The organism is Blautia sp. AM23-13AC, assembly GCF_003435675.1.
Lineage (GTDB): Bacteria > Bacillota > Clostridia > Lachnospirales > Lachnospiraceae > Fusicatenibacter > Fusicatenibacter saccharivorans.
Genome location: NZ_QTUL01000010.1, coordinates 1 through 20,351 on the forward strand (window position 1 = coordinate 1; position 20,351 = coordinate 20,351).

15 protein-coding genes, 1 tRNA gene and 1 CRISPR repeat array are annotated in these 20,351 nt (G+C 44.8%); of the genes, 2 read left to right on the forward strand and 14 right to left on the reverse strand.

Annotated features, from left to right (window positions below; translation table 11 throughout):
* Positions 1 to 405: 405 nt before the first annotated feature.
* The 9 genes from radA to cas9 all read right to left on the reverse strand — a co-directional run bounded on the left by radA (position 406) and on the right by cas9 (position 12,844).
* Positions 406 to 1,785, reverse strand: coding sequence for a DNA repair protein RadA (radA, locus tag DW642_RS11305; protein WP_117510238.1), 1,380 nt, complete (start codon positions 1,783 to 1,785; stop codon positions 406 to 408).
* Positions 1,786 to 1,858: 73 nt separating this feature from the next.
* On the reverse strand, positions 1,859 to 2,272 hold the full coding sequence (locus DW642_RS11310) for a hypothetical protein (RefSeq protein ID WP_055221437.1): 414 nt from the start codon (positions 2,270 to 2,272) through the stop codon (positions 1,859 to 1,861).
* A 103-nt stretch (positions 2,273 to 2,375) separates the two neighbouring features.
* The gene (locus DW642_RS11315; RefSeq protein WP_117510239.1) at positions 2,376 to 4,850 is read right to left on the reverse strand and encodes an ATP-dependent Clp protease ATP-binding subunit; all 2,475 of its coding nucleotides are present in this window, start codon (positions 4,848 to 4,850) and stop codon (positions 2,376 to 2,378) included.
* Between the two features lie 16 nt (positions 4,851 to 4,866).
* The gene (locus DW642_RS11320) at positions 4,867 to 5,253 is read right to left on the reverse strand and encodes a GntR family transcriptional regulator (protein ID WP_117510240.1); all 387 of its coding nucleotides are present in this window, start codon (positions 5,251 to 5,253) and stop codon (positions 4,867 to 4,869) included.
* 79 nt (positions 5,254 to 5,332) lie between these two features.
* Positions 5,333 to 6,097 (reverse strand): type III pantothenate kinase, encoded by a 765-nt coding sequence (locus tag DW642_RS11325; protein ID WP_117510241.1) that lies wholly within the window; start codon positions 6,095 to 6,097, stop codon positions 5,333 to 5,335.
* 225 nt (positions 6,098 to 6,322) lie between these two features.
* Positions 6,323 to 6,952: direct repeats of the CRISPR family, unit length 36 nt; unit sequence GTTTGAGTACCATACATTTTTACATCATTCTCAAAC.
* A 63-nt stretch (positions 6,953 to 7,015) separates the two neighbouring features.
* The gene (gene csn2 / locus DW642_RS11330; protein WP_117510242.1) at positions 7,016 to 7,690 is read right to left on the reverse strand and encodes a type II-A CRISPR-associated protein Csn2; all 675 of its coding nucleotides are present in this window, start codon (positions 7,688 to 7,690) and stop codon (positions 7,016 to 7,018) included.
* The gene (gene cas2, locus DW642_RS11335) at positions 7,687 to 7,992 is read right to left on the reverse strand and encodes a CRISPR-associated endonuclease Cas2 (protein ID WP_117510243.1); all 306 of its coding nucleotides are present in this window, start codon (positions 7,990 to 7,992) and stop codon (positions 7,687 to 7,689) included. The genes csn2 and cas2 overlap by 4 nt, the downstream gene beginning before the upstream one ends.
* Before the next feature lie 11 nt (positions 7,993 to 8,003).
* The gene (gene cas1, locus DW642_RS11340) at positions 8,004 to 8,870 is read right to left on the reverse strand and encodes a type II CRISPR-associated endonuclease Cas1 (RefSeq protein ID WP_117510244.1); all 867 of its coding nucleotides are present in this window, start codon (positions 8,868 to 8,870) and stop codon (positions 8,004 to 8,006) included.
* The gene (cas9, locus tag DW642_RS11345; protein ID WP_117510245.1) at positions 8,867 to 12,844 is read right to left on the reverse strand and encodes a type II CRISPR RNA-guided endonuclease Cas9; all 3,978 of its coding nucleotides are present in this window, start codon (positions 12,842 to 12,844) and stop codon (positions 8,867 to 8,869) included. Before cas9 ends, cas1 begins: the two co-directional genes overlap by 4 nt.
* A 413-nt stretch (positions 12,845 to 13,257) precedes the next feature.
* Here cas9 and DW642_RS11350 point away from each other — a divergent pair.
* A tRNA-Leu gene (locus DW642_RS11350) sits at positions 13,258 to 13,340 on the forward strand.
* 156 nt (positions 13,341 to 13,496) lie between these two features.
* Here the strand turns inward: DW642_RS11350 and DW642_RS11355 are convergent.
* Genes DW642_RS11355 through DW642_RS11365 form a run of 3 tightly spaced genes read right to left on the reverse strand, consistent with a single transcriptional unit; the run spans position 13,497 to position 17,113 of the window.
* Positions 13,497 to 14,774, reverse strand: a complete 1,278-nt coding sequence (locus DW642_RS11355) for a diaminopimelate decarboxylase (RefSeq protein ID WP_117510246.1) — start codon at positions 14,772 to 14,774, stop codon at positions 13,497 to 13,499.
* 23 nt (positions 14,775 to 14,797) lie between these two features.
* Positions 14,798 to 16,234, reverse strand: a complete 1,437-nt coding sequence (gene pyk / locus DW642_RS11360) for a pyruvate kinase (protein WP_117510247.1) — start codon at positions 16,232 to 16,234, stop codon at positions 14,798 to 14,800.
* Positions 16,235 to 16,249: 15 nt separating this feature from the next.
* Positions 16,250 to 17,113: a hypothetical protein gene (locus DW642_RS11365; protein WP_117510248.1), complete on the reverse strand. Its 864-nt coding sequence runs from the start codon at positions 17,111 to 17,113 to the stop codon at positions 16,250 to 16,252.
* Positions 17,114 to 17,331: 218 nt separating this feature from the next.
* On the opposite strand from DW642_RS11365, the gene aroC reads away from it, so the two are divergent.
* The gene (aroC, locus tag DW642_RS11370; RefSeq protein WP_117510249.1) at positions 17,332 to 18,438 is read left to right on the forward strand and encodes a chorismate synthase; all 1,107 of its coding nucleotides are present in this window, start codon (positions 17,332 to 17,334) and stop codon (positions 18,436 to 18,438) included.
* A gap of 84 nt (positions 18,439 to 18,522) precedes the next feature.
* Here the strand turns inward: aroC and DW642_RS11375 are convergent, their stop codons facing one another.
* Both DW642_RS11375 and DW642_RS11380 read right to left on the reverse strand, forming a co-directional pair.
* The gene (locus tag DW642_RS11375; protein ID WP_022463215.1) at positions 18,523 to 19,581 is read right to left on the reverse strand and encodes a lactonase family protein; all 1,059 of its coding nucleotides are present in this window, start codon (positions 19,579 to 19,581) and stop codon (positions 18,523 to 18,525) included.
* A gap of 223 nt (positions 19,582 to 19,804) precedes the next feature.
* Positions 19,805 to 20,332, reverse strand: a complete 528-nt coding sequence (locus tag DW642_RS11380; RefSeq protein ID WP_055228517.1) for an RNA polymerase sigma factor — start codon at positions 20,330 to 20,332, stop codon at positions 19,805 to 19,807.
* Positions 20,333 to 20,351 lie beyond the last annotated feature (19 nt).

Sequence of the window (20,351 nt, forward strand, 5' to 3'; positions counted from 1 at the left end):
TTTATTTTATCACAGAACTTTTCGTTTGTCAAGAACTTTTTTAATTTATTTTTTGAAGCTCTTTCGAACTTCTCTGCTGTTCTCTCGATCAGCAACTCGTTTATTTTAGCAAACTCATTTACTTTTGTCAAGAACTTTTTTCAAGTTTTTTGAAGCAGTTTTTGCAACCCGCGGCAGCCACCCGGCTCCGAACTAGGTTTTTCTGTTTCAAAGAAACTCATTCGCATCAGCTCTCGCTGACAGCTTAGTTATAATAACACCGCCCAAAGCAAAAGTCAACACCTTTTTTCGAATTTTCTTATTTTTAGAAAAATATAGTTAATTCTGCATATTTTGTATTTTATCTGAATTTTTTAAAAAAAGACCGTACGCATCACACGCCGATCCTTTTTCCACAACTTCCTTCTAATTTTTCCCCACGCGCAGAATCGCATCCTGAATATTTTCCACCGGAATCAGTGCGATTCCACCGATTTTCTCCACGGACTTCATGCAGACAGCAGGTAAAATCACCCGCTCGAAGCCCAGTTTTTTTGCTTCCAGTACACGCTGTTCCGCCATGCTGACGGCGCGGACCTCACCGCTTAAGCCGACCTCGCCAAATACGACCGTTTTCTCATCGATCACCTGATCTTTGTAGCTCGATACGACGGCAAGTGCGATGCCAAGATCGATCGCCGGCTCATTCATCTTGATTCCGCCTGCGATGTTGACGTAGGCATCGCTTGTCGAAAGATTGACTCTTGCGCGTTTTTCCAGCACTGCCATCAGCAGGTTCACACGGTTGAAATCGCATCCTGCTGCGGTGCGGCGCGGGATTCCGAAATTACTGTGGCAGACCAGTGCCTGAATCTCGATCAGGATCGGGCGCGTTCCCTCCATGGAGCATGCGACAACCGAACCGGAAGCTCCCTCCGGCCGTCCGTTCAGCATGTACTCCGATGGATTTTTCACTTCCACGAGTCCCTCTGTCTGCATTTCGAAGACGCCGATCTCATTTGTAGAACCAAAACGGTTTTTGACGCCGCGCAGAATCCGGTAAGACGCATGACGGTCGCCCTCGAAGTACAGCACGGTATCTACCATGTGTTCCAGCACACGCGGGCCGGCCACATTACCGTCTTTTGTCACATGACCGACGATAAAGATCGAAATCCCCATTCCCTTTGCAATCTGCATCAGCACATTCGTCGATTCCCGGACCTGGGATACACTGCCCGGCGCGGAGCTGACCTCCTCGTTGTACATGGTCTGGATCGAGTCGATGACGGCCATCTCCGGCTTCTCTTTTTCCATGACGGCGCGGATGATATCAAGATTCGTCTCGCAGAGCAGGGACAGATTTTCGTTAAATTCTCCGATCCGCACAGCGCGCAGTTTGATCTGACGCAGGGACTCCTCACCGGAAATATATAAAACCTGATGTCCTGCTGTGGACAGCATGCGGCACACCTGCAGAAGGAGTGTGGATTTTCCAATTCCCGGATCGCCGCCGACCAGTGTCAGGGAACCCGGCACGATTCCTCCGCCGAGCACCCGGTCGAGTTCTCCGATTCCCGTCGGGATGCGCTCCTCTTTTCCTGTTGAAATTTCCGTCAGATGAACCGGCTTTCTGCCCGCCGCGCTGTGGTTTCCGATCCCCTGCGTTCCCGCCGGTGTTTTGGCCGCTGTCGGTTCCTCCACAAACGTGTTCCATTCTCTGCACGCCGGACACTGGCCCATCCATTTTGCTGACTCATATCCGCAGTTCTGGCAGAAAAAGGCGGTTTTTTTTGCTTTTGCCATAGTTGTGTCTCCCTTATAATTGTCAAAAAAAGCTGCCGCACACGTTCTGCGACAGCCTTCTTTTCTTATTTCATCATGCTTTTACGATTTCTACTGCTACATCCTCTGCTTTTTCCAGCTCTACGCTGAAGGAAAGTTTTCCGCCGAGGTTTGTGGTCATGTGGCCAACGTTTACGCCGTCGAGCAGCACCTTGTATTCGGTCTCTGCTTCCATTTCAACGGTGATCTGTGCATCCTCCGGTCCTTCTACTTTGAAGGTCATGCCGTCGTCGAATACGTTCAGATCGGTAACTGCGGTTCCCGGAACGGATTCGTATACGAACAGTCCGTTTCTCTCCAGCTTTGTGATTTCCTTAAAGGTTTTTACTTTATACAGATCTCCTCTGTGCTCAAAATCAGATTTTTTTGCCTTTGCCGCAAGCTCATAATCTCCGAAGCTGATGCCTCCGTCTGCCTCTGTGCGGATTAATTCTTTTACTACTGACATTTGTAAATGCCCTCCTGGTCTTGTCTTTTGTGGTGTTTCGTTTCTTTGTGAAAATCATACCATAATCAAAAAGATTTTACCATATAATTTATGGAATTTTATATTATTTTTTCTCAAGAACCTTAAATGTAATCTCTTTCTTATTCATTCCAGCCGCAACGGTATCGCCTTTTTTCACTTCTCCGTTCAGGATGGCTTCTGCGAGCGGATCCTCAATTTTGCTCTGGATCGCGCGTTTTAACGGGCGGGCACCGTACTTGCTGTCGAAGCTGTTTTCCACGAGATATTCTTTCACGGTGTCACGGACTTTCAATTCAATGTCCATCTGCTCCTTGCAGCGGCGCTCCAGATCTTTGAGCAGAATCTGCAGAATCTTCTTCATATCCGCCTTGGTAAGCTGATGGAATACAATAATCTCGTCGATTCGGTTCAGGAATTCCGGCTTAAACATCCGTTTGACTTCTTCCATCACCTGGCCCTTCATGTATTCGTAGTCTTTCCGCTCATCTTCTGTCGAAAGGAATCCAAGGCGTTTCGGCGCTACAATGTTCTGTGCTCCGGCATTGGATGTCATGATAATGCAGGTCTGTTTGAAATCAACTTTTCTGCCCTGCGCGTCGGTGATATGGCCATCATCAAGCACCTGCAGCAGAATGTTGAAGACATCCGGGTGCGCTTTTTCGATCTCGTCAAACAGGATCACACTGTACGGGTTGCGGCGCACTTTTTCGGAGAGCTGGCCGCCTTCCTCGTAGCCGACGTATCCCGGAGGGGATCCGATCAGTTTGGAGACGCTGTGTTTCTCCATGTACTCCGACATGTCGACGCGGATCAGGGCCTGCTCTGTACCGAAAACTGCCTCGGCGAGTGCTTTGGAAAGTTCTGTTTTTCCGACACCGGTCGGTCCAAGAAACAGGAAGGATCCTGTCGGACGGTTCGGGTCTTTTAATCCGACTCTGCCTCGTTTTACGGCTTTTGCCACAGCTGTCACGGCTTCTTCCTGGCCGACAACGCGTTTATGGAGTGTCTGCTCCAGTCTTGCCAGACGTTTCGATTCTCCTTCCGCGAGACGCTGTACCGGAATTTTCGTCCAGGTGGATACGGTTTTTGCGATTTCTTCTTCTGTTACCTGCAGTTTTTTGTTTTTGCAACGGCGTTCAAAGCGTTTTCGGATCTGCTCCAGATCTTTTTCGAGCTCCTGCTGGCGCGCCTGCAGTTCTTTTGCCTGCTCAAAATCGCCGGCACTGATCGCGGATTCTTTTTCTTTCTGTACTTCGAACAGTGTCTGCTCCTCTTTTGCCATGTTGTCCGGCACCTGGTAGCCGGCGAGCTGTACGCCTGCGGATGCCTCATCGATCAGATCGATGGCTTTATCCGGCAGGAAACGGTCGTTGATGTAGCGGACGCTCATTTTTACGGCTGCTTCCAGTGCTTCATCGGTGATTTCCACGCCGTGGTGGCGTTCGTAGTATGGGCGCAGGCCTTTTAAGATATCAAGTGCTTCGCTTTCCGTCGGTTCTTCTACTTTGACCGGCTGGAAACGGCGCTCCAATGCGGCATCTTTTTCGATGTATTTACGGTATTCTTCGAGCGTGGTTGCACCGATGAGCTGAATTTCTCCGCGGGAAAGGGACGGTTTTAAGATATTGGATGCATCGAGTGCTCCCTCTGCACCGCCGGCCCCGATGATGGTGTGAAGTTCATCGATGAACAGCAGAATATTTTCATTGTCCGTCACTTCTTTGACGACACGTTTGATACGCTCTTCGAACTCACCGCGGTATTTGCTTCCGGCTACCATTCCGGAAAGGTCAAGGACAACAACTCGCTTATCGCGGATCGTTTCCGGCACAATGCCAAGGGCAATCCGCTGCGCCAGACCTTCCGCAATCGCCGTTTTTCCGACACCCGGCTCTCCGATCAGACACGGGTTGTTTTTTGTCCGGCGACTTAAGATCTGAATGACACGCTCAATTTCCTGCCCACGGCCGACAACCGGATCGAGTTTTCCTTCGCGCGCAAGCTCAGTCAGATCCCGGCTGTACTGGTCCAGTGCCGGCGTTTCGCTGGTCTGCGCTCCACCTCTTGTCTGCGGTCCGCGGCCGGTATTTGCATTTCCGCTTGCACCGCCCTGCAGCGGTGCCTCGCCCATGGCAGTAAGGATTGCTCCATATAGTTTCTGAATGTTGATCCCCATGGTAAAAAGCAAACGGGTAGCAACACAGTCACTTTCTTTTAAGATTGCGATCAGCAAATGCTCGGTTCCCACAGCTCTGCTCTTAAAACGCGCTGCCTCCGCTTCTGCATTTTCAAGCACTCTGCGTACCCGCGGAGTATAGCCCGGTCGGGATTCGGTCACGGTGTTTCCGCCTGGTGCAATCAGACGGTCAATCAGTTCGGTAAGCTGTCCGGCATCTACGTGAAACTCAGAAAGCACCATGCCTGCTGTGCCATCCTCCACGTTCAGAAGTCCGATCAGAAGGTGTTCGGTTCCTACGTAATTATGTCCACATTTTTCAGCTGTCCTAACCGCATATGCCAGTGCTTTTTTTGCCTGACTGGTATATCCTTCTCTCATAATACTATTGTCTCCTTCATGTTTCGTCTGCGTAATTGCTGTAAATTTCATCTACAAGCTGATGTACTTCTTCTTTTGATATATTTTTGCAGACGGCTTTTGCAAGAATCACCTGCAGATCTTCGCGCAGTTCCTGCATGGCATACAGTTTATCCGCATCGATAGAGATAACGGCTCCTTTTCTTCGGTCAATCGAAAGAAGCCCCTCCTGCCGGAGTACGCTGTAGGCCTTATTTACGGTATGCATGTTGATTCCGATATTGTCTGCGAGCTGTCTTACCGAAGGTAGAGTATCTCCTTCCTGAATTCTGGAAGTGGCAATACCCAGAATAATCTGATTTCTCAGCTGGATATAGATCGCTTCATCGCTGTTGAAATCGATCTGTATTGTCTCATAATACATAGTTACACCCTGCTTTCTCGTATCGTTTTGTTATACATATGTTATAACAATTCGCAAACTTTGTCAACAAACGGTTTCCCTACCTGTTTTTCTCGTAGATGATCTGAAGACCTTTCAGGAGCAGATTCTCATCGATGATGATGTCATGTCTGCAGTGCGGAATCACAGCTTTCGCCAGACCTCCGGTAGCCACAATCGTGCATTTGCAGCCAAGTTCTTCTTCCATCCGTTCGATCATGCCGTCGATGCTGGCAGCGTTTCCATAAATCATACCGCCTTTCATACAGTCCAGCGTATTTTTGCCAATGACTTTTTTCGGTGCTGTCAGACTGGTCTGGCTAAGCTGCGCGGCATTTGATACGAGAGCATCCAGCGAAGTACGAAGTCCCGGAAGAATCACGCCTCCGATGAAGCTTCCTTTCTGATCAAGTACACTCATCGTCGTGGCAGTTCCCATATCGATAACAATCTGCGGACATGTGTATTCATTCAGCGCTGCTACTGCTACAACAACAAGATCGCTTCCTGCCGTTGCGGGGTCGTCCAGTTTGATATTAAGTCCGGTCTTCACACCGGGGCCGACAACTTTGACCGGCTTTTTAATCACTTTTTCTGCCGCACTCCGGCAGAGCTCTGTCACCTGCGGAACAACGGAAGAGATGATACCTCCTTCGATCTGCTCCACCGGAATCTCATACAGTTCCAGTACATTTTTCAGGCTGACTGCGTATTCCAGCTCTGTTTTTGCCTTGTCCGTGGAGAGTCTTTCGATAAAGTATGTTTTTTTCCCTTCCACACACCCAAGGACGATGTTCGTGTTGCCGATGTCTATTGCAAGGATCATGATTCAGGTTCCTCCTGTAAAAACTATGAAATGAAATTCTTGTGGTTTTATTATACATGGTGCGGCGCTTTGAGACAAGGAAAAAGACAGCAAGAAAAAGACAATTAAGTCGATTTCATACTGTCTTCTGAATATTTCATTTTGAATTATCTATTCTTGTTGTTCACAAAAATAAATTTTACATCATTCTCAAACGTACGATTTAGCAGAATTTGCCCTGAAAATGTTTGAGTACTATACATTTTTACATCATTCTCAAACCATTACTTACAGATTTAGGGGAGGTGGAAAGTTTGAGTACCATACATTTTTACATCATTCTCAAACTCTTCCCATTCGGCGGGTGGCATATCGTCAGTTTGAGTACCATACATTTTTACATCATTCTCAAACTAGGCTTATACCTGTGCATGAAAACAATGTGTTTGAGTACCATACATTTTTACATCATTCTCAAACGACTGCGATGATGATGAGATAGCAATTAGCGTTTGAGTACCATACATTTTTACATCATTCTCAAACGACAACACGACTGGACAACAACAAGAAAAAGTTTGAGTACCATACATTTTTACATCATTCTCAAACAGCGTTGCAAGACAGTCGCCCTCATGGAAGGTTTGAGTACCATACATTTTTACATCATTCTCAAACAGGCGGCAAATTGGGACTCTGACGGCATTTGTTTGAGTACCATACATTTTTACATCATTCTCAAACGATGTCTCTGTTGTGACCTTCAGGATTGCTGTTTGAGTACCATACATTTTTACATCATTCTCAAACAGTGACATTGAGTTCGCAGAAAGCAAGGCGGTTTGAGTACCATACATTTTTACATCATTCTCAAACCTCAAATTTAAAAATGAACTGCTTTCATCTGCACAAAACAGGTACTCAAACATCCGATGGATATTAATAGACATCACATCCATCTTTGTCAATTATATAATATTCTCTCTGATTCGAAAAGTCCCTTTGTATATTTTCTATGAAAAGCAAGGATATTTCATAGTAGCATGCCATTTGGGAGAGTTTGTTTATTTGTGTTTCGTTCAGATAGGATCGAATATTGACTAAAATCACCAGTTCTTTTTGGAGAAGTTCGGCCATAACTTTGATATATTGCGTTAATTTTTCCAGAAGTCCCATCTCTTTTTCGGTTTCTGTCTGAACTCCCATCAATTTTAGGAGTGCGCTCAAATCGATTTCCTCATTTTGTTCCAATTCGTACCCACTGACAGCTTCCAATTGATAGATGTATTTCTTCAGTTCCGCAATAATTCTCTGTGTTTCCAGAAACATTTCTTCATTTTGCGCACTTTTGACCAGCTCTGTAAATAACCGTTTTTGTATTCTGTGATCCGCAAAATCAAGAGAAAAGGGCGTTAATACCAATTCCACATCTCTTTTCATATTCAGCTCTGTGTCAGCTTTAGAAAGTACGAAATTTCCCTCTTCTCCCTGATTTTGTTTTTGCAGCTGCTCCACATATTTTAAAAACAGCTCCGGTGATTCTATAATCCATTCCGTGGGACAGTTCCGATGAATCGCAATAGGTTTTTCCAAGTCCACATGTACCAGTTTCATAAAATCACCAGCCTTTCATCCGTATTCAACACTTCACTCTTTACGTTCCCAACAATCAGATCCATTTTCGCATACTGCTTCTCAGTCACCGTTAAAAGCTGTACCAGGCCTTCTTCCGGCTTATTTTTATGAATCTGATCCACGATTCCATTCACTGCAGTTGTATTTAACGCAAGCTTACAGTATACGGATTCCTGGAGCATCAGGAATCCGCTTTTCAATAAAAACTTTCGAAATCTCGCATATTCTCTTCTCTGATCGCCCGTCAGCACCGGAAGATCAAACAGTACCAATACTCTCATAAAACGATAACTCATAGGCCATAAAACCGGATCAATGCACTGTCATTCTCATTTAAGGCATCAAATACACTTTTACAGTAAATTTTTATGGCATTATTCACATACTGTGTTTTCCCGTCTATCATGACTTCGTTGTTTAATACATTGACCAACTGTATTTTTTCCTCATGCGTAAATTCTTTCCTCTGCATTTGGATTACTTCCCGGTCAATCAGAACACGGAACGGTTCCATCAAATCGGACGCCAGATTAAACTGATTAAACATATTATCATGAAAGAGTCCGAGCTGTGTAATATAACCGCTCGCTACAATTTCTCTCGCAAACGCAGACAACAAAATGCTATATCCGTAATTCAGCGCTGCATTTTCCGGACAATCCGCAGTTCTGGTAAATGTCATGCCGAACAACGCATTAAAATATACTTTTGCCGCATGCCCTTCCCGGTTTGTCTCATCGTTCCAGCCAATCTCCTGTAAATATGCTTCTAACAGACCCGCTTCTTCCTTTCCCAGATTTTTTAACAGTTCCTTCTGTTTTCGTATTTTTTCCGTCACAATCTCTGTCCAGATCGCTTCTTTACTGTGCCGGCTCCACTGAATCTGCTTTCTGATTTTATTGCTGGTATCATGACTTCCGTAATACCCAACCAGTTCCGACGATGGATTTCTCTTTTCATCGCAAAAAATCACTTTTATTTTCTTTTTGGTCAGCTCTGCCAGCAGACTTGTTGTGACTGTTGCTGCTGTTGACTCAATCAGAATGGTTGAGATTTCACTTAAATGTATTTTTGTTACTTCTTCATTTCGTACCACAAGATAACCAAGCTGATAGTCCAGCTTTGCCCGTTTGGAAATAACCACAATCCGCCAGCTCATAATGCATTCAGGTCTACTGCCTGCTCGTAAATACCGGTTGGCGATTGATGAATCATTTCGATTCGACTGCAATCGGTTATATTTTTGTTGAGATACAAAATTCCTGCTCTTCCAGATCCTCCAATTAATTTCAAATCAGCGGTAACACTCTGGCACTGGAAAAAATGTAAAATTTCATACAAAACGATACACTTTTCTTCTATGCATAATTCTTTAAATTTTTCTCTTTTTTCCGTTAATGTCTTTGCCTGTGCTCCAAGTTTTTTTGCATATACCGTATTTGTTAATTTATTTAAAAAGGTTTCATACAGCATCACCACCTTCTTTTCTTCTAAATGGTCGGAATCGTAAATTTTCAGTTCTTTATTCTGTTTTTTACGTTCCACGTACTGTACTATTTTTTTCAGTATTTCCATTTCTTCCTGGGAAAGTACCAGCTGATTTGCACCTTGCATCAATAGCTGATCTCCTGATCTTCCGGAAACCCACATATAAAATCCGTCCACACAAAACAGAGTATCTATTTTGATTTCCGGCACCAGCACTCGCGGATTCTTTAACTGTCTTTCCTCTTCCAGATACCGAATTATATTTTCTTCTGACTTCTGAATTTCCTTTTTCAGACGAATCGGCACATACTCGATTGTTCGTATTTTCTTTCCCTTTTTGCCCTCCGATTCTGCCAGTACAAAGTAAGCTCCCGCCTCTTTGTTATATCCTCCATACTTCTGTATATCACAAAGCCGTTCATCACTGCTCTTGATCGGAACCTGACCTTTTCCTTTTTTGACAATCTGCTGGTCAAACAATGCACCTGTTGCCTCATACGATCTTCGCGTCACAAGAATGTTGTTCTTTTCCATAAACTTTCGGACTGTCACAATGGTTCCGTTCCCGCCTTCCCAGGCAATTTCTCCGTTTCGTTCAATTCTTTCCTGTTCAAACATCTTCTTCAGATTATAACTTCTTCCCGGATTTTCCTTAATGAAGTGAATCGGATTTGATGTGAATTTTACAAAATATGCGTTGCCAACGACAATATTCAAATAAGCATCCTTCGCATGATGATAATCATTCATCTCCCGTACCTTCAGAAATTTAAAATCCTTACGGAACTTTGAAACGGTTGGCGCTTTCACATAAACAATCTGTGTATCCGGGATCACCTGCTGCAGAATACTTGCTGCCGCTTTTGTACTCTGACGAGTTTCCACCAGCTGCCTGGAAATAAATCCAGCCAATTCAGACGGTTCAAATCCATTTCCTCTTATCAGCCGTTTATATTTTTCTTCACTGATCAATCCGGCATCCACTAAAGATTTCCAGAATGGCTGCATTTTTTTCCGAACTGTTTCATCGATCGGATATTTATCCTCTTTCATCTGATTACACTTTTTCTTTACAAGTACCCGGTTATCCAGGCTATCATCCATCACTTTGGACTGTGGAAAAATATGATCAATGTCATACTTCTGATTATCCCACAATTCCTCCAGTTCAATTGTTTCACCGGAATACATGCATTTTCCTTTTTGCGTATAATACAAATACAGCTTGTCTCTTCTCATTTCCGCATCGGAACGCTTTTCAATCTCATCTATCCAGTCTTTTTCTTCCGCTTTACATTTTTTATAGAGTTCCAGCAGTTTCTTTTTTCTTGAAGTGGTTCTTCCCTGATCGTTTTTTTCTCTTGCCATTTCTATAAAAACACGTTTCGGTGGGTTTCCCATCACTTTACAGATTTCCTTTACAATCAAAAGGCTCTGCCAAATCTGCCGCTTCACTGCCGGTGATACGTAAAGTTCCTCGACTAATTCATACGAAATATCCCGTTTTTTCTGTTCGTTTCCATTCTTTTCTTCGATTGCCGATGCAAACAAATATTTTTCGCTAAGCAGTTGCATCAGATTGTCATTCGTCTCCCACAAAGCCCGAATAATAGACCATGCCTCTCCCGTTTCCGGTGCCGGTGCTTCCGTCTCTTCCAAAAACACTTTTGAGAGTCTTCCCCAAGCACGATACGGCAGTTTACTTATGCTGTCTCTTTGTTTTTCTGTCAACTCCGGAAACAGTTTCTTTAATCTCTGTTTCAGTATCGCTTTATCATCTCCAAACAGCGTTACGTTCAGGATGATGCATTCTTTTTCCGCCTGGTTCAGTGACAAATTTGTTAATTTCTCTTTAAAGTCATGGTATGCCGTAAGAGAACTCTTGAAATCACCATCAATTCCGGTAATTTCAACTTCTTTTCCGGTAATTCCTTCTTTCACTAAATAGTTTTTCAGTTTTTTCTGTGTAACTTTTCTGCTTTTCTGGAATACTTCTTCATATATTTTCTGTTTCTGCTCTACAGATATCTTTTCTCCATCCAAACGCAGATTATTTAATTCATTTAAAACTTCGTATTTGCTGTACAGCAGAGAATACTTTGGTAAAACATCTTCACTTGGCAGATAAGTACATTTATTCGTCATTCTTCGAATAAACTGCTCTGCACTTGCTTCCAAATCTACCATCTCATCGAAGTTCCATGGATATATTTTGCCTTCTTTTCGTACCGCCCAGTTACTCTTCTCCCCTTTTTTTCGAATTCCGTTTAAGGGTCCTACGTAGTACGGAATGCGGAATGTGAAAATCTTTTGAATCTTCTCTCCATTCTCTTTCAGTAGCGGAACTTTATCTTCCAGATTTTTCAGGATTGCATTTAATTCATATAAATGAATCTGATATGGAATGACACTGTTGTCTTTTACAGTCTGTTTCGGAAGAAACGTTCCCATTTCCATTTCCTTCTGCATGCAGGATGCTTTCGTCACATCTGATATCTTGCCCAGAATATTCTTTTTCAGATAACCGTAAAAGTCTTCCTGACTACATTGTTTTGGTGCCTTGATATACGCATAATAATTAGCTTTTTCATCCTTTTTTGCAAACAGTCTCTGATATTCTTCCCTTGAAAGATTCTCTCTGACCAGCTTTTTCAGATCTTTCAGATCTTTTTTATGCTTTTCATAAAGTGCCACTTTTGCCTCTGAAAGAGAAGAATAGTTCTGCAAAATATCAGCCAGAACAGCCCAATCGTACACTGCTTTTGCGTGTTCAATTAATACATATTTTTCTCCCAGCTCTGCTTCGATCTCTCCAGCGTATTCTTCATAACCTGCATCTGCGAAGCAAAGTTTTGGCCGTTCCAGTGTATCCATCTGTTTTTCCCCAAACAGATTTCCCAGTTTTGCTGTTCCACCGGTAATCAATCCCAGCCACTCTTTTTCACAGGATGTTTCTGCCCGCATTGCTTTTACTGCTTTTGTCTTTTTCGCAGATTTGGTCAATGTTCGGTCTTTTAAAATTGCCTCTATTTCCTTGCTTCTTTCCACTCCAATCTCGGAAGAAAAGCCAAGTTCTTCTGCCCGCACTGCTTCAAGGAACTGTTCAAATGTTGTCTGAAATTCTCTTACCTGTTCGATATTTCCGTTTAATAGAAAATGGCCTCTGTGTTTCATCATATGATGCAGAGCAAGATATATCAGGCGAATATCAGGCGTTTCGTCAGTTTCCATTAACCATTTTCTCAGATGATAGATGGTTGGAAACTGTTTATGATATTCTTTGTCTGTGTAATCATCATCCGCAAACAATGCATAGGGAAGTTCCGGACACTTTCCCTGCCTGTCACGCTTATCCTCTGGCCAGTAACGACTCTCTTTCATTCTGCGAAAAAATCCATCATCTATCTTTTCTACTTCTTCCGCAAAAATTTTCTGCAGCAATTCTATTCTCCAATTACGACGATCCAATCTTCGTTTTGCTGTCCGAAACCCTCTTCTCTCTTCTGCAGTCTGTGCACTGTCAAATAGCCGTACACCCCAAAGTGTTTTTCCATGTGCGCGCAAAATTTCGTACTTCTCATTTGTCACAGCCCATCCAACCGAACTGCTTCCCATATCAAGTCCGAGATAATATTCCCCTTTCATCTGTTCTTTCCTCCATTTTCTACATTTTATCTAATTTTACCATATATTTTGATTTTTTACATCTTTTCTTTCCTATTTTCAACAATTCTACTTCCTGGTTCTTGCTGTTCTCACAGTACTGAATCATAACCATGTTTCATTTCTAATTTTAGACAACAAAAAAACTGCTGTCTATGAAGACAACAGTTTTCGTTCCACACACTGTGGACCATCTAACGATGGCGTTTTCGATAAATCGTTATTTGAACTTATGATGTAAAATTTAGTATGGTACTAAACTATCTACACTATACTTCTATTTTTTCCTTTCGTCAATCTTTTTTAGAAAGTTTTTATGATAATTATTCCATTTTTTTCTCTTGCGTCCTTCTTGTTTTTATGGTAAAATATATCTTGTTCTGATTACGAACACTGCCGCTGTGGCGGAATTGGTAGACGCACTTGACTCAAAATCAAGCGGTGAATAACCGTGCCGGTTCGAGTCCGGCCAGCGGCATAGCTAAAAAAGATCTGCAAGAACGAACGTTGATGCAGATCTTTTTTTATTGTCTTCCCTTCAAAAAACAGCTTTTGAAAGAAAGAAAACCCCTTTCGAAGAACCGGCCATCTGCCGCATGGTTCTTTTTGAAAGGGGTTTTACTGTTGTTATCTCTTATTTATTTCCAAACATCTTTTCATACTCCGGTGTTCCATCCAGTGTAGCGAAGTAGTCCTTCGGGGTTTCTGCGCGGCGGATGACTTCAAAGCTGCCGTCCTCTTTTAACAGAACCTCTGCAGATTTTAATTTTCCGTTGTAGTTGTATCCCATGGAAAATCCATGTGCGCCGGTGTCGTGGATGAAGAGGAGGTCTCCGACTTCCACTTCCGGAAGCATGCGGTCGATCGCGAATTTATCGTTGTTTTCGCACAGGGAACCTGTTACGTCATATTTGTGGTCGCACGGCTGATCTTCTTTTCCCATCACCGTGATGTGGTGGTAAGCGCCGTACATTGCCGGCCGCATCAGATTGACCGCGCATGCATCACAGCCGATATACTCTTTGTAAATGTGTTTCTGATGGATGGCGCGGGTAACGAGTCCGCCGTACGGTCCCATCATGAAACGGCCCATCTCCGTGTAAATTGCAACATCGCCCATGCCGGCCGGAACGAGGACTTCATCGTACACTTTATGTACACCCTCACCAATCACGCGGATGTCATTGCCTTCCTGACCCGGTTTGTACGGGATTCCGACACCGCCGGAAAGATTGATGAATTTAATCTTCACGCCCGTCTCTTTCTGCAGCTTTACAGCCAGCTCAAACAGTGTTTTTGCCAGAACCGGGTAGTAATCGTTGGTTACGGTATTACTTGCAAGGAAGGAATGGATGCCGAACTCTTCTGCCCCTTTTGCCTTCAGAATGCGGAATGCCTCAAAAATCTGCTCGGTTGTCATACCGTATTTGGCATCTCCCGGATTGTCCATAATATCGGTGCTGATTTTAAACAGTCCGCCCGGGTTATAACGGCAGCAGATTTTCTTCGGAATGTAGCCTAATGTTTTCTCAAGGAAATCAATATGTGTAATATCATCAAGGTTAATGATCGCACCAAGCTCTGCAGCCAGTTGATACTCTGCAGCCGGTGTTACGTTGGATGAAAACATGATTTTATCTTTCTCAAATCCCATCGCATCGGAAAGCATCAGCTCCGTGTAAGAAGAGCAGTCGCATCCGCAGTCATATTCACCCAGCATTTTGATCAGTGTCGGGTTTGGGTTCGCTTTCACAGCAAAATACTCACGAAATCCCGGATTCCAGGAAAAAGCTTCCTTTACTGCTTTCGCATTCTCACGAATTCCTTTTTCATCGTAAATGTGAAACGGAGTTGGTACTGCTGCTGCGATTTCTTCCAGTTTTTCTTTTGTTACAAAAGGCTTCTTCGTCATTCTCTTTTGTCTCCTTCTTCTGCTTATTTTGCCTGAATAATGTGAAGCATGTTTGTCATATATCCTTCACCCGTCACCTCGTTGGTGGCAGGGTCTCCGGCCGTAAAAATAACCATATCGCCGCGTTCTACGAGCTCCTCACGGCGCACCATATACATGGCATGGGAAATAATGTTCTCCGTAGAATCTTCCTCGTATCCGGTCACCGGACGAACGCCCCAGTAGAGCTGCATTTTTCTTCTTGCCCATTCATATGGGGTAACGCCGTAAATCGGTACACTCGGACGAAGGTTGGAGATCAGTCTTGCGGTCTGACCGGACATCGTCGGGGTCACAATGCAGGCTGCTTTGATGTGTTCTACCATAGAAACGGCTGCACTTCCGACTGCCGCGGAAACATTCAGTTTCCCTTCCAGCGCTTTTCCATCGCGGTAATCTTCGAATTTCAGATAGCGCTCTGTCTGCTCGGCAATCTCTCCCATCATGGTAACTGCCTCGACCGGATATTTTCCGGCTGCTGTTTCGCCGGAGAGCATGATCGCATCCGTTCCATCATAAATTGCATTCGCAACATCGGCTACCTCTGCACGGGTCGGACGCGGATTCCGGATCATGGAATCCAGCATCTGGGTTGCTGTGATAACCGGTTTGTATTTATGATTGCATTTTTCAATGATGATTTTCTGTACATGCGGTACCTGGCACGCCGGAATCTCTACACCAAGGTCTCCCCTTGCAACCATCACACCATCTGCCGCATCGATGATGCTGTCGATGTTCTGCACACCCTCCGCATTTTCGATCTTGGCAATGATATCAATACGCTCTCCTCCGTTTGCCACAAGGAACTCACGGATTTCGTTAATTGCCTCTGCATTTCGGATAAAAGAAGCCGCTACAAAATCAATATCCTGTTCAATACCAAAGAGAAGATCTCCTTTGTCTTTCTCCGTGAGGTTCGGAAGATTGATCGAAACGTTTGGTACATTCACACCCTTCTTCTCTCCGAGCTCGCCGCCGTTTACTACGGTACAGACAATTTCCGGTGCATTTACTTTTTCTACGCGCAGGCCGATCAGACCATCATCGATCAGAATTGTGTCTCCCTCTTTGATATCGTCGGTAAGGCCGGTGTAGCTGACCGAACAGTGATCTTCATCTCCGGTCTCCTGAACGGTTGTCAGGGTAAAAGTCTGTCCGGTTACCAGATTTACTTTTTTGCCATCTTTCAAAACGCCGGTACGGATTTCCGGTCCTTTGGTATCCAGAAGGATTGCCACAGGAGTTTTCAGCTCTTTTCGAAGCTCTTTCAGCATATCCATACGCATTTTCTGCTCATCGTGGTCTCCATGAGAAAAATTAAAACGAGCAACATCCATTCCGGTTTCAATCAGTTTTTTCATCAGGTCACGGGAGTTGGTATTTGGCCCCATGGTGCAGACAATTTTCGTTCTTCTCATACTTTCTCTCCTTCTTTATTTTACATGTTCATGCGTAAACAGGTGATCCTGGCAGTATTCATAATTTCCGTTGCATCTGGAGCAGAAACGGAACTCCAGATTCGGATCATCCTTTTCAGTCCGCCCGCAAATCGCACATTTGTGTTTTGTGATTCCATTTAGATTGCGGTATTCGGCTTCTCCTCTTGATACGGCTTTTTTAAATTCTTTCCTGCGTCTGTTCTGCCGGAAAGAGTTATGTTTTCCCTTTCTTGTCATCAGGAAAAACACCAGGACGTTTGCCAGGGAACACAAAATAACAACACATCCTGCCCAGTTTCCGCTCAGAATGCTGGTAATCATGCTATAAGCAAGAAGTGCTACGTCAAGATACGCCAGCCATTTGATCTTGATCGGGATAATAAAGTACAAAAGCACCTGCATATCCGGAAAACTGATCGCAAAGCCAAGAAAAATAGAAAGGCTGATATAATAGGTGCTGAATGCAGTTCCCATCAGCGCCGGATACCCCTTCACTGCGTACTCGATTCCATACAGCAGGAAGGAACCGAGGATCGTCATCAGAATACCCGAAAAGATATAAACGTTATATTTGAAATCTCCCCAGGCTCTTTCAAGACTCGTTCCGATTGAGTAGTAGAAAAACAGCATAATAATCGTAAAGATGTCGAGACCGCTCGGCGGAATCAGAATCCAGCTCACCAGACGCCAGATCTGGCCATGCAGAATATAGTATGGTTCCAGCGTCAGATACTGTCTCATGATGGGAGCCGCAAGCGCAATGATATATCCCGCAATGTACGTTACGATAATGTACATCGTCAGATGGCTTAACGCATATCTCCCATATTTTCGCTCCATTTTGTCTAAAAAATTCATGCACACTCTTCCTTTTTGTTTGTTTTATTTCACCGGCTTTCACTGCCCGAAAATACATTCTCATTATACGTGCTGCCTTTTCGTTTGTCAAACGGTATAACGGTGAATTTCGTCTCTGAAAAAGAGCTTTACGAATGTTTTACTTTCCGGTATAATTTATTAGAAATCTTTTCCAGTTATTTTATAAATATACGAAAAAATTCAGGAGGACTTTATATATGGCAGGATCATCATTTGGTACCATCTTCAGACTGACCACCTGGGGAGAGTCTCATGGAAAAGGCGTGGGCGTTGTTGTGGACGGAGTGCCGGCCGGCCTTTCGCTTTCCGAGGAGGATATTCAGGTTTACCTCGACCGCAGGAAGCCGGGACAGAACCGCTTTACCACAAAACGGAAAGAATCCGATACCGTTCAGATTTTATCCGGCACTTTCGAAGGAAAAACGACCGGTACCCCGATTTCCATGGTGGTATGGAATGAGGATCAGCATTCCAAAGATTACAGCGACATTGCTTCCTATTACAGACCGGGCCACGCCGACTATACGTTTGATGCAAAATACGGTTTCCGCGACTACCGCGGCGGCGGACGCTCCTCAGGACGCGAGACGATCGCACGCGTGGCTGCAGGTGCCATTGCCTTAAAAATGCTCTCTGAGCTTGGCATCACCGTTTCCGCCTACACCCGCTCCATCGGTGACGTGGAAATCCAGTCTTTTGATGCCGCTGAAATCGCGAATAACGCCCTGAATATGCCGGATGCAGAGGCTGCCGAAAAAGCTTCCGGGCTTTTAACAAAAGCCATGGCGGAAAAAAATTCCGTCGGCGGTGTGGTCGAATGTGTCGTTCACCATATGCCGGCCGGTGTCGGCGATCCGGTGTTTGAAAAGCTCGATGCCAACCTTGCAAAAGCACTCGTCTCCATCGGCGCCGTAAAAGGCGTGGAAATCGGAGACGGTTTCTCGGTCTGCACAGCTACCGGGCTTACCAATAACGATGCCTTCCATGTAAATGCGGACGGCTCCATTGTCAAGCTGACCAACCACGCCGGCGGTATTTTAGGCGGTATCAGCGACGGAAGCGATATCGTTGTCCGGGCTGGTTTCAAACCGACCCCGTCCGTTGCTGCTTCCCAGCAGACCATCAACAAAGATGGTGAAAACATTGCCATCGAAATCAAAGGCCGCCACGACCCGATCGTCGTTGCACGCGCCGTTGTTGTCGTGGAATGCATGACCGCTCTTGTCCTGGCGGACGCACTGCTCGTCGGCATGAGCGCCAAACTGGACAATGTAAAGAAAGTCTGGGCTCTGGACGAGAAATAAAGGCCGGACTGCTTCTTTCTGGCTTCAACACAAAAAATGCCTGCGGGATACAGTTCTTCCTGCAGGCATTTTTGCGTTATTTTTTTAGTGAACGCCTTTTTTCGTAATCAGAATACAGTTCGGCGTCTCCACTTTCATCGGGCGGCCTTTCTGAACCAGCACGTTTTTCTCATAATCAACGGTAAATGTTGTGATCGTGTTGGACTCATGGTTTGCCACTGCGATATGTTTTCCGTCCGGGAACATTGCAATATCCTTTGGATATTCGCCGCTGATCGGAAGTGCAAACTTCTTCTCCAGGCAGCCGGTCTCCGGGTCGATATGGAACATTGCTACGGTATTGTCTCCGGCTGTAGAAGTAAACAGGTAGTGGTGATCCGGGGAAAGGCACATGCCGGATGCAGCGTCGTGCGCCTGGTCCACGTTCGCGGATGTGGTGCTGATCGACTGCAGTTTTTCAAATTCCGGTCCGTTTCCCGTATCACGGTAGCTGAATACATCGACTTTGTTCATCAGCTCGTAAATGACATACGCGTATTTTCCGGATTCACTGAAAACGATCTCTCTCGGACCGGATTCACGCTCACAGCGTAGGATATCCACCAGTTTCAGGCGGTCACGCTGTGTGTTCAGCTTGTACATTTTGATCTGGTCAATGCCGTTGTCGACTGCGCAGACATATTTGTTGTCCGGTGTAGGAACAACACAGCTGACATGCGGGCGGAAGTTACGCTCTGCCACACTGCCAAGGCCCTTGTGGAACACGCCGTCCATCAGACTTCCGAGGCGGCCGTCCTTATGGGTATGTACAACGGTTACTTTTCCGTCATGATAGCCTGCCACGAACAGGTATCTTCCGGTTTTGTCCACCGACAGATAGCAGCCGCGCATGCCGTCGATGTCTACTTTGTTGATCGGGGTCAGGTCTCCGTCATCCTCCACTGCAAACACTGCAACGCCTTCATCTGCAATCGAATACAGGTATTTGCCGTTTAAGGAACGGGCAATGTGGGAAGAGTTGTTGACCGGTATGACTTTTCGCTCTGTCAGAGTGCCTTCTTCTACATTTACATCATATAAATGAATACCAATGCTGCTTCCATGGGTATAAGTGCCTACATAGGCTACGTACTCATCCTTCATGTTGTTTTCATCCTTTCTGCCTTCTCGCACATCGTGTGAATTTTCTAAAAATATTTTAACACAATTTCCGCGCCACGACAACGAGGAAAACGGATTTTTGATATGTAAACGGTAACACTTTATTTTTAGACACAGGATATTCTCCTGCAGAGAATTTTTTAGATATTTCTATTGTTTTTAGATTGTAAGAGTTGAGGTTTCCGCTGCATACCATTTTCATTTTCTACGCTCTCGTCAGACTGATTTCCTGACTCATCATTCCCTGCAGTTTCTTGATTGCGCGGCTGTACTGGCACTGCAGCGCCTGCTCGCTTTTCTTGCAGAATCCGCTGAGCTCTTTGTAGCTGAATCCATATGCTCTCCCCCAGAAAATGCGCTGATCCATCGGATTCAGGTTCTGGATGCAGTTCTGCATCACCATTCGTTCCTCAATCTCGGCTGTCGCGCCCGCCTCCCCTTCATTTCTGTTCTCTTTCTGATACTGTGTATAGGAAACTTCATTCTGATAATAATGTTTTCTGCGCTGATTCTTGATCTTGTTTTTTGCCACACAGAACAGCCATTTCGTCATCTCTTCTCCTTCGAGATCGGCAACGGTTTCAAATTTTACCACCAATACCTCCCATACATCGTTCAGCACATCTTTCGCCGTCTCCCGGTCATTGTTCAACTGACCGCAGATATAACGGAACAGCACATGACTGTTTTTCTCGAATATGATCTGAAAAAATCGTTCCTCCTCTTGTCTCATACACTTCTTTCTCCCTCCT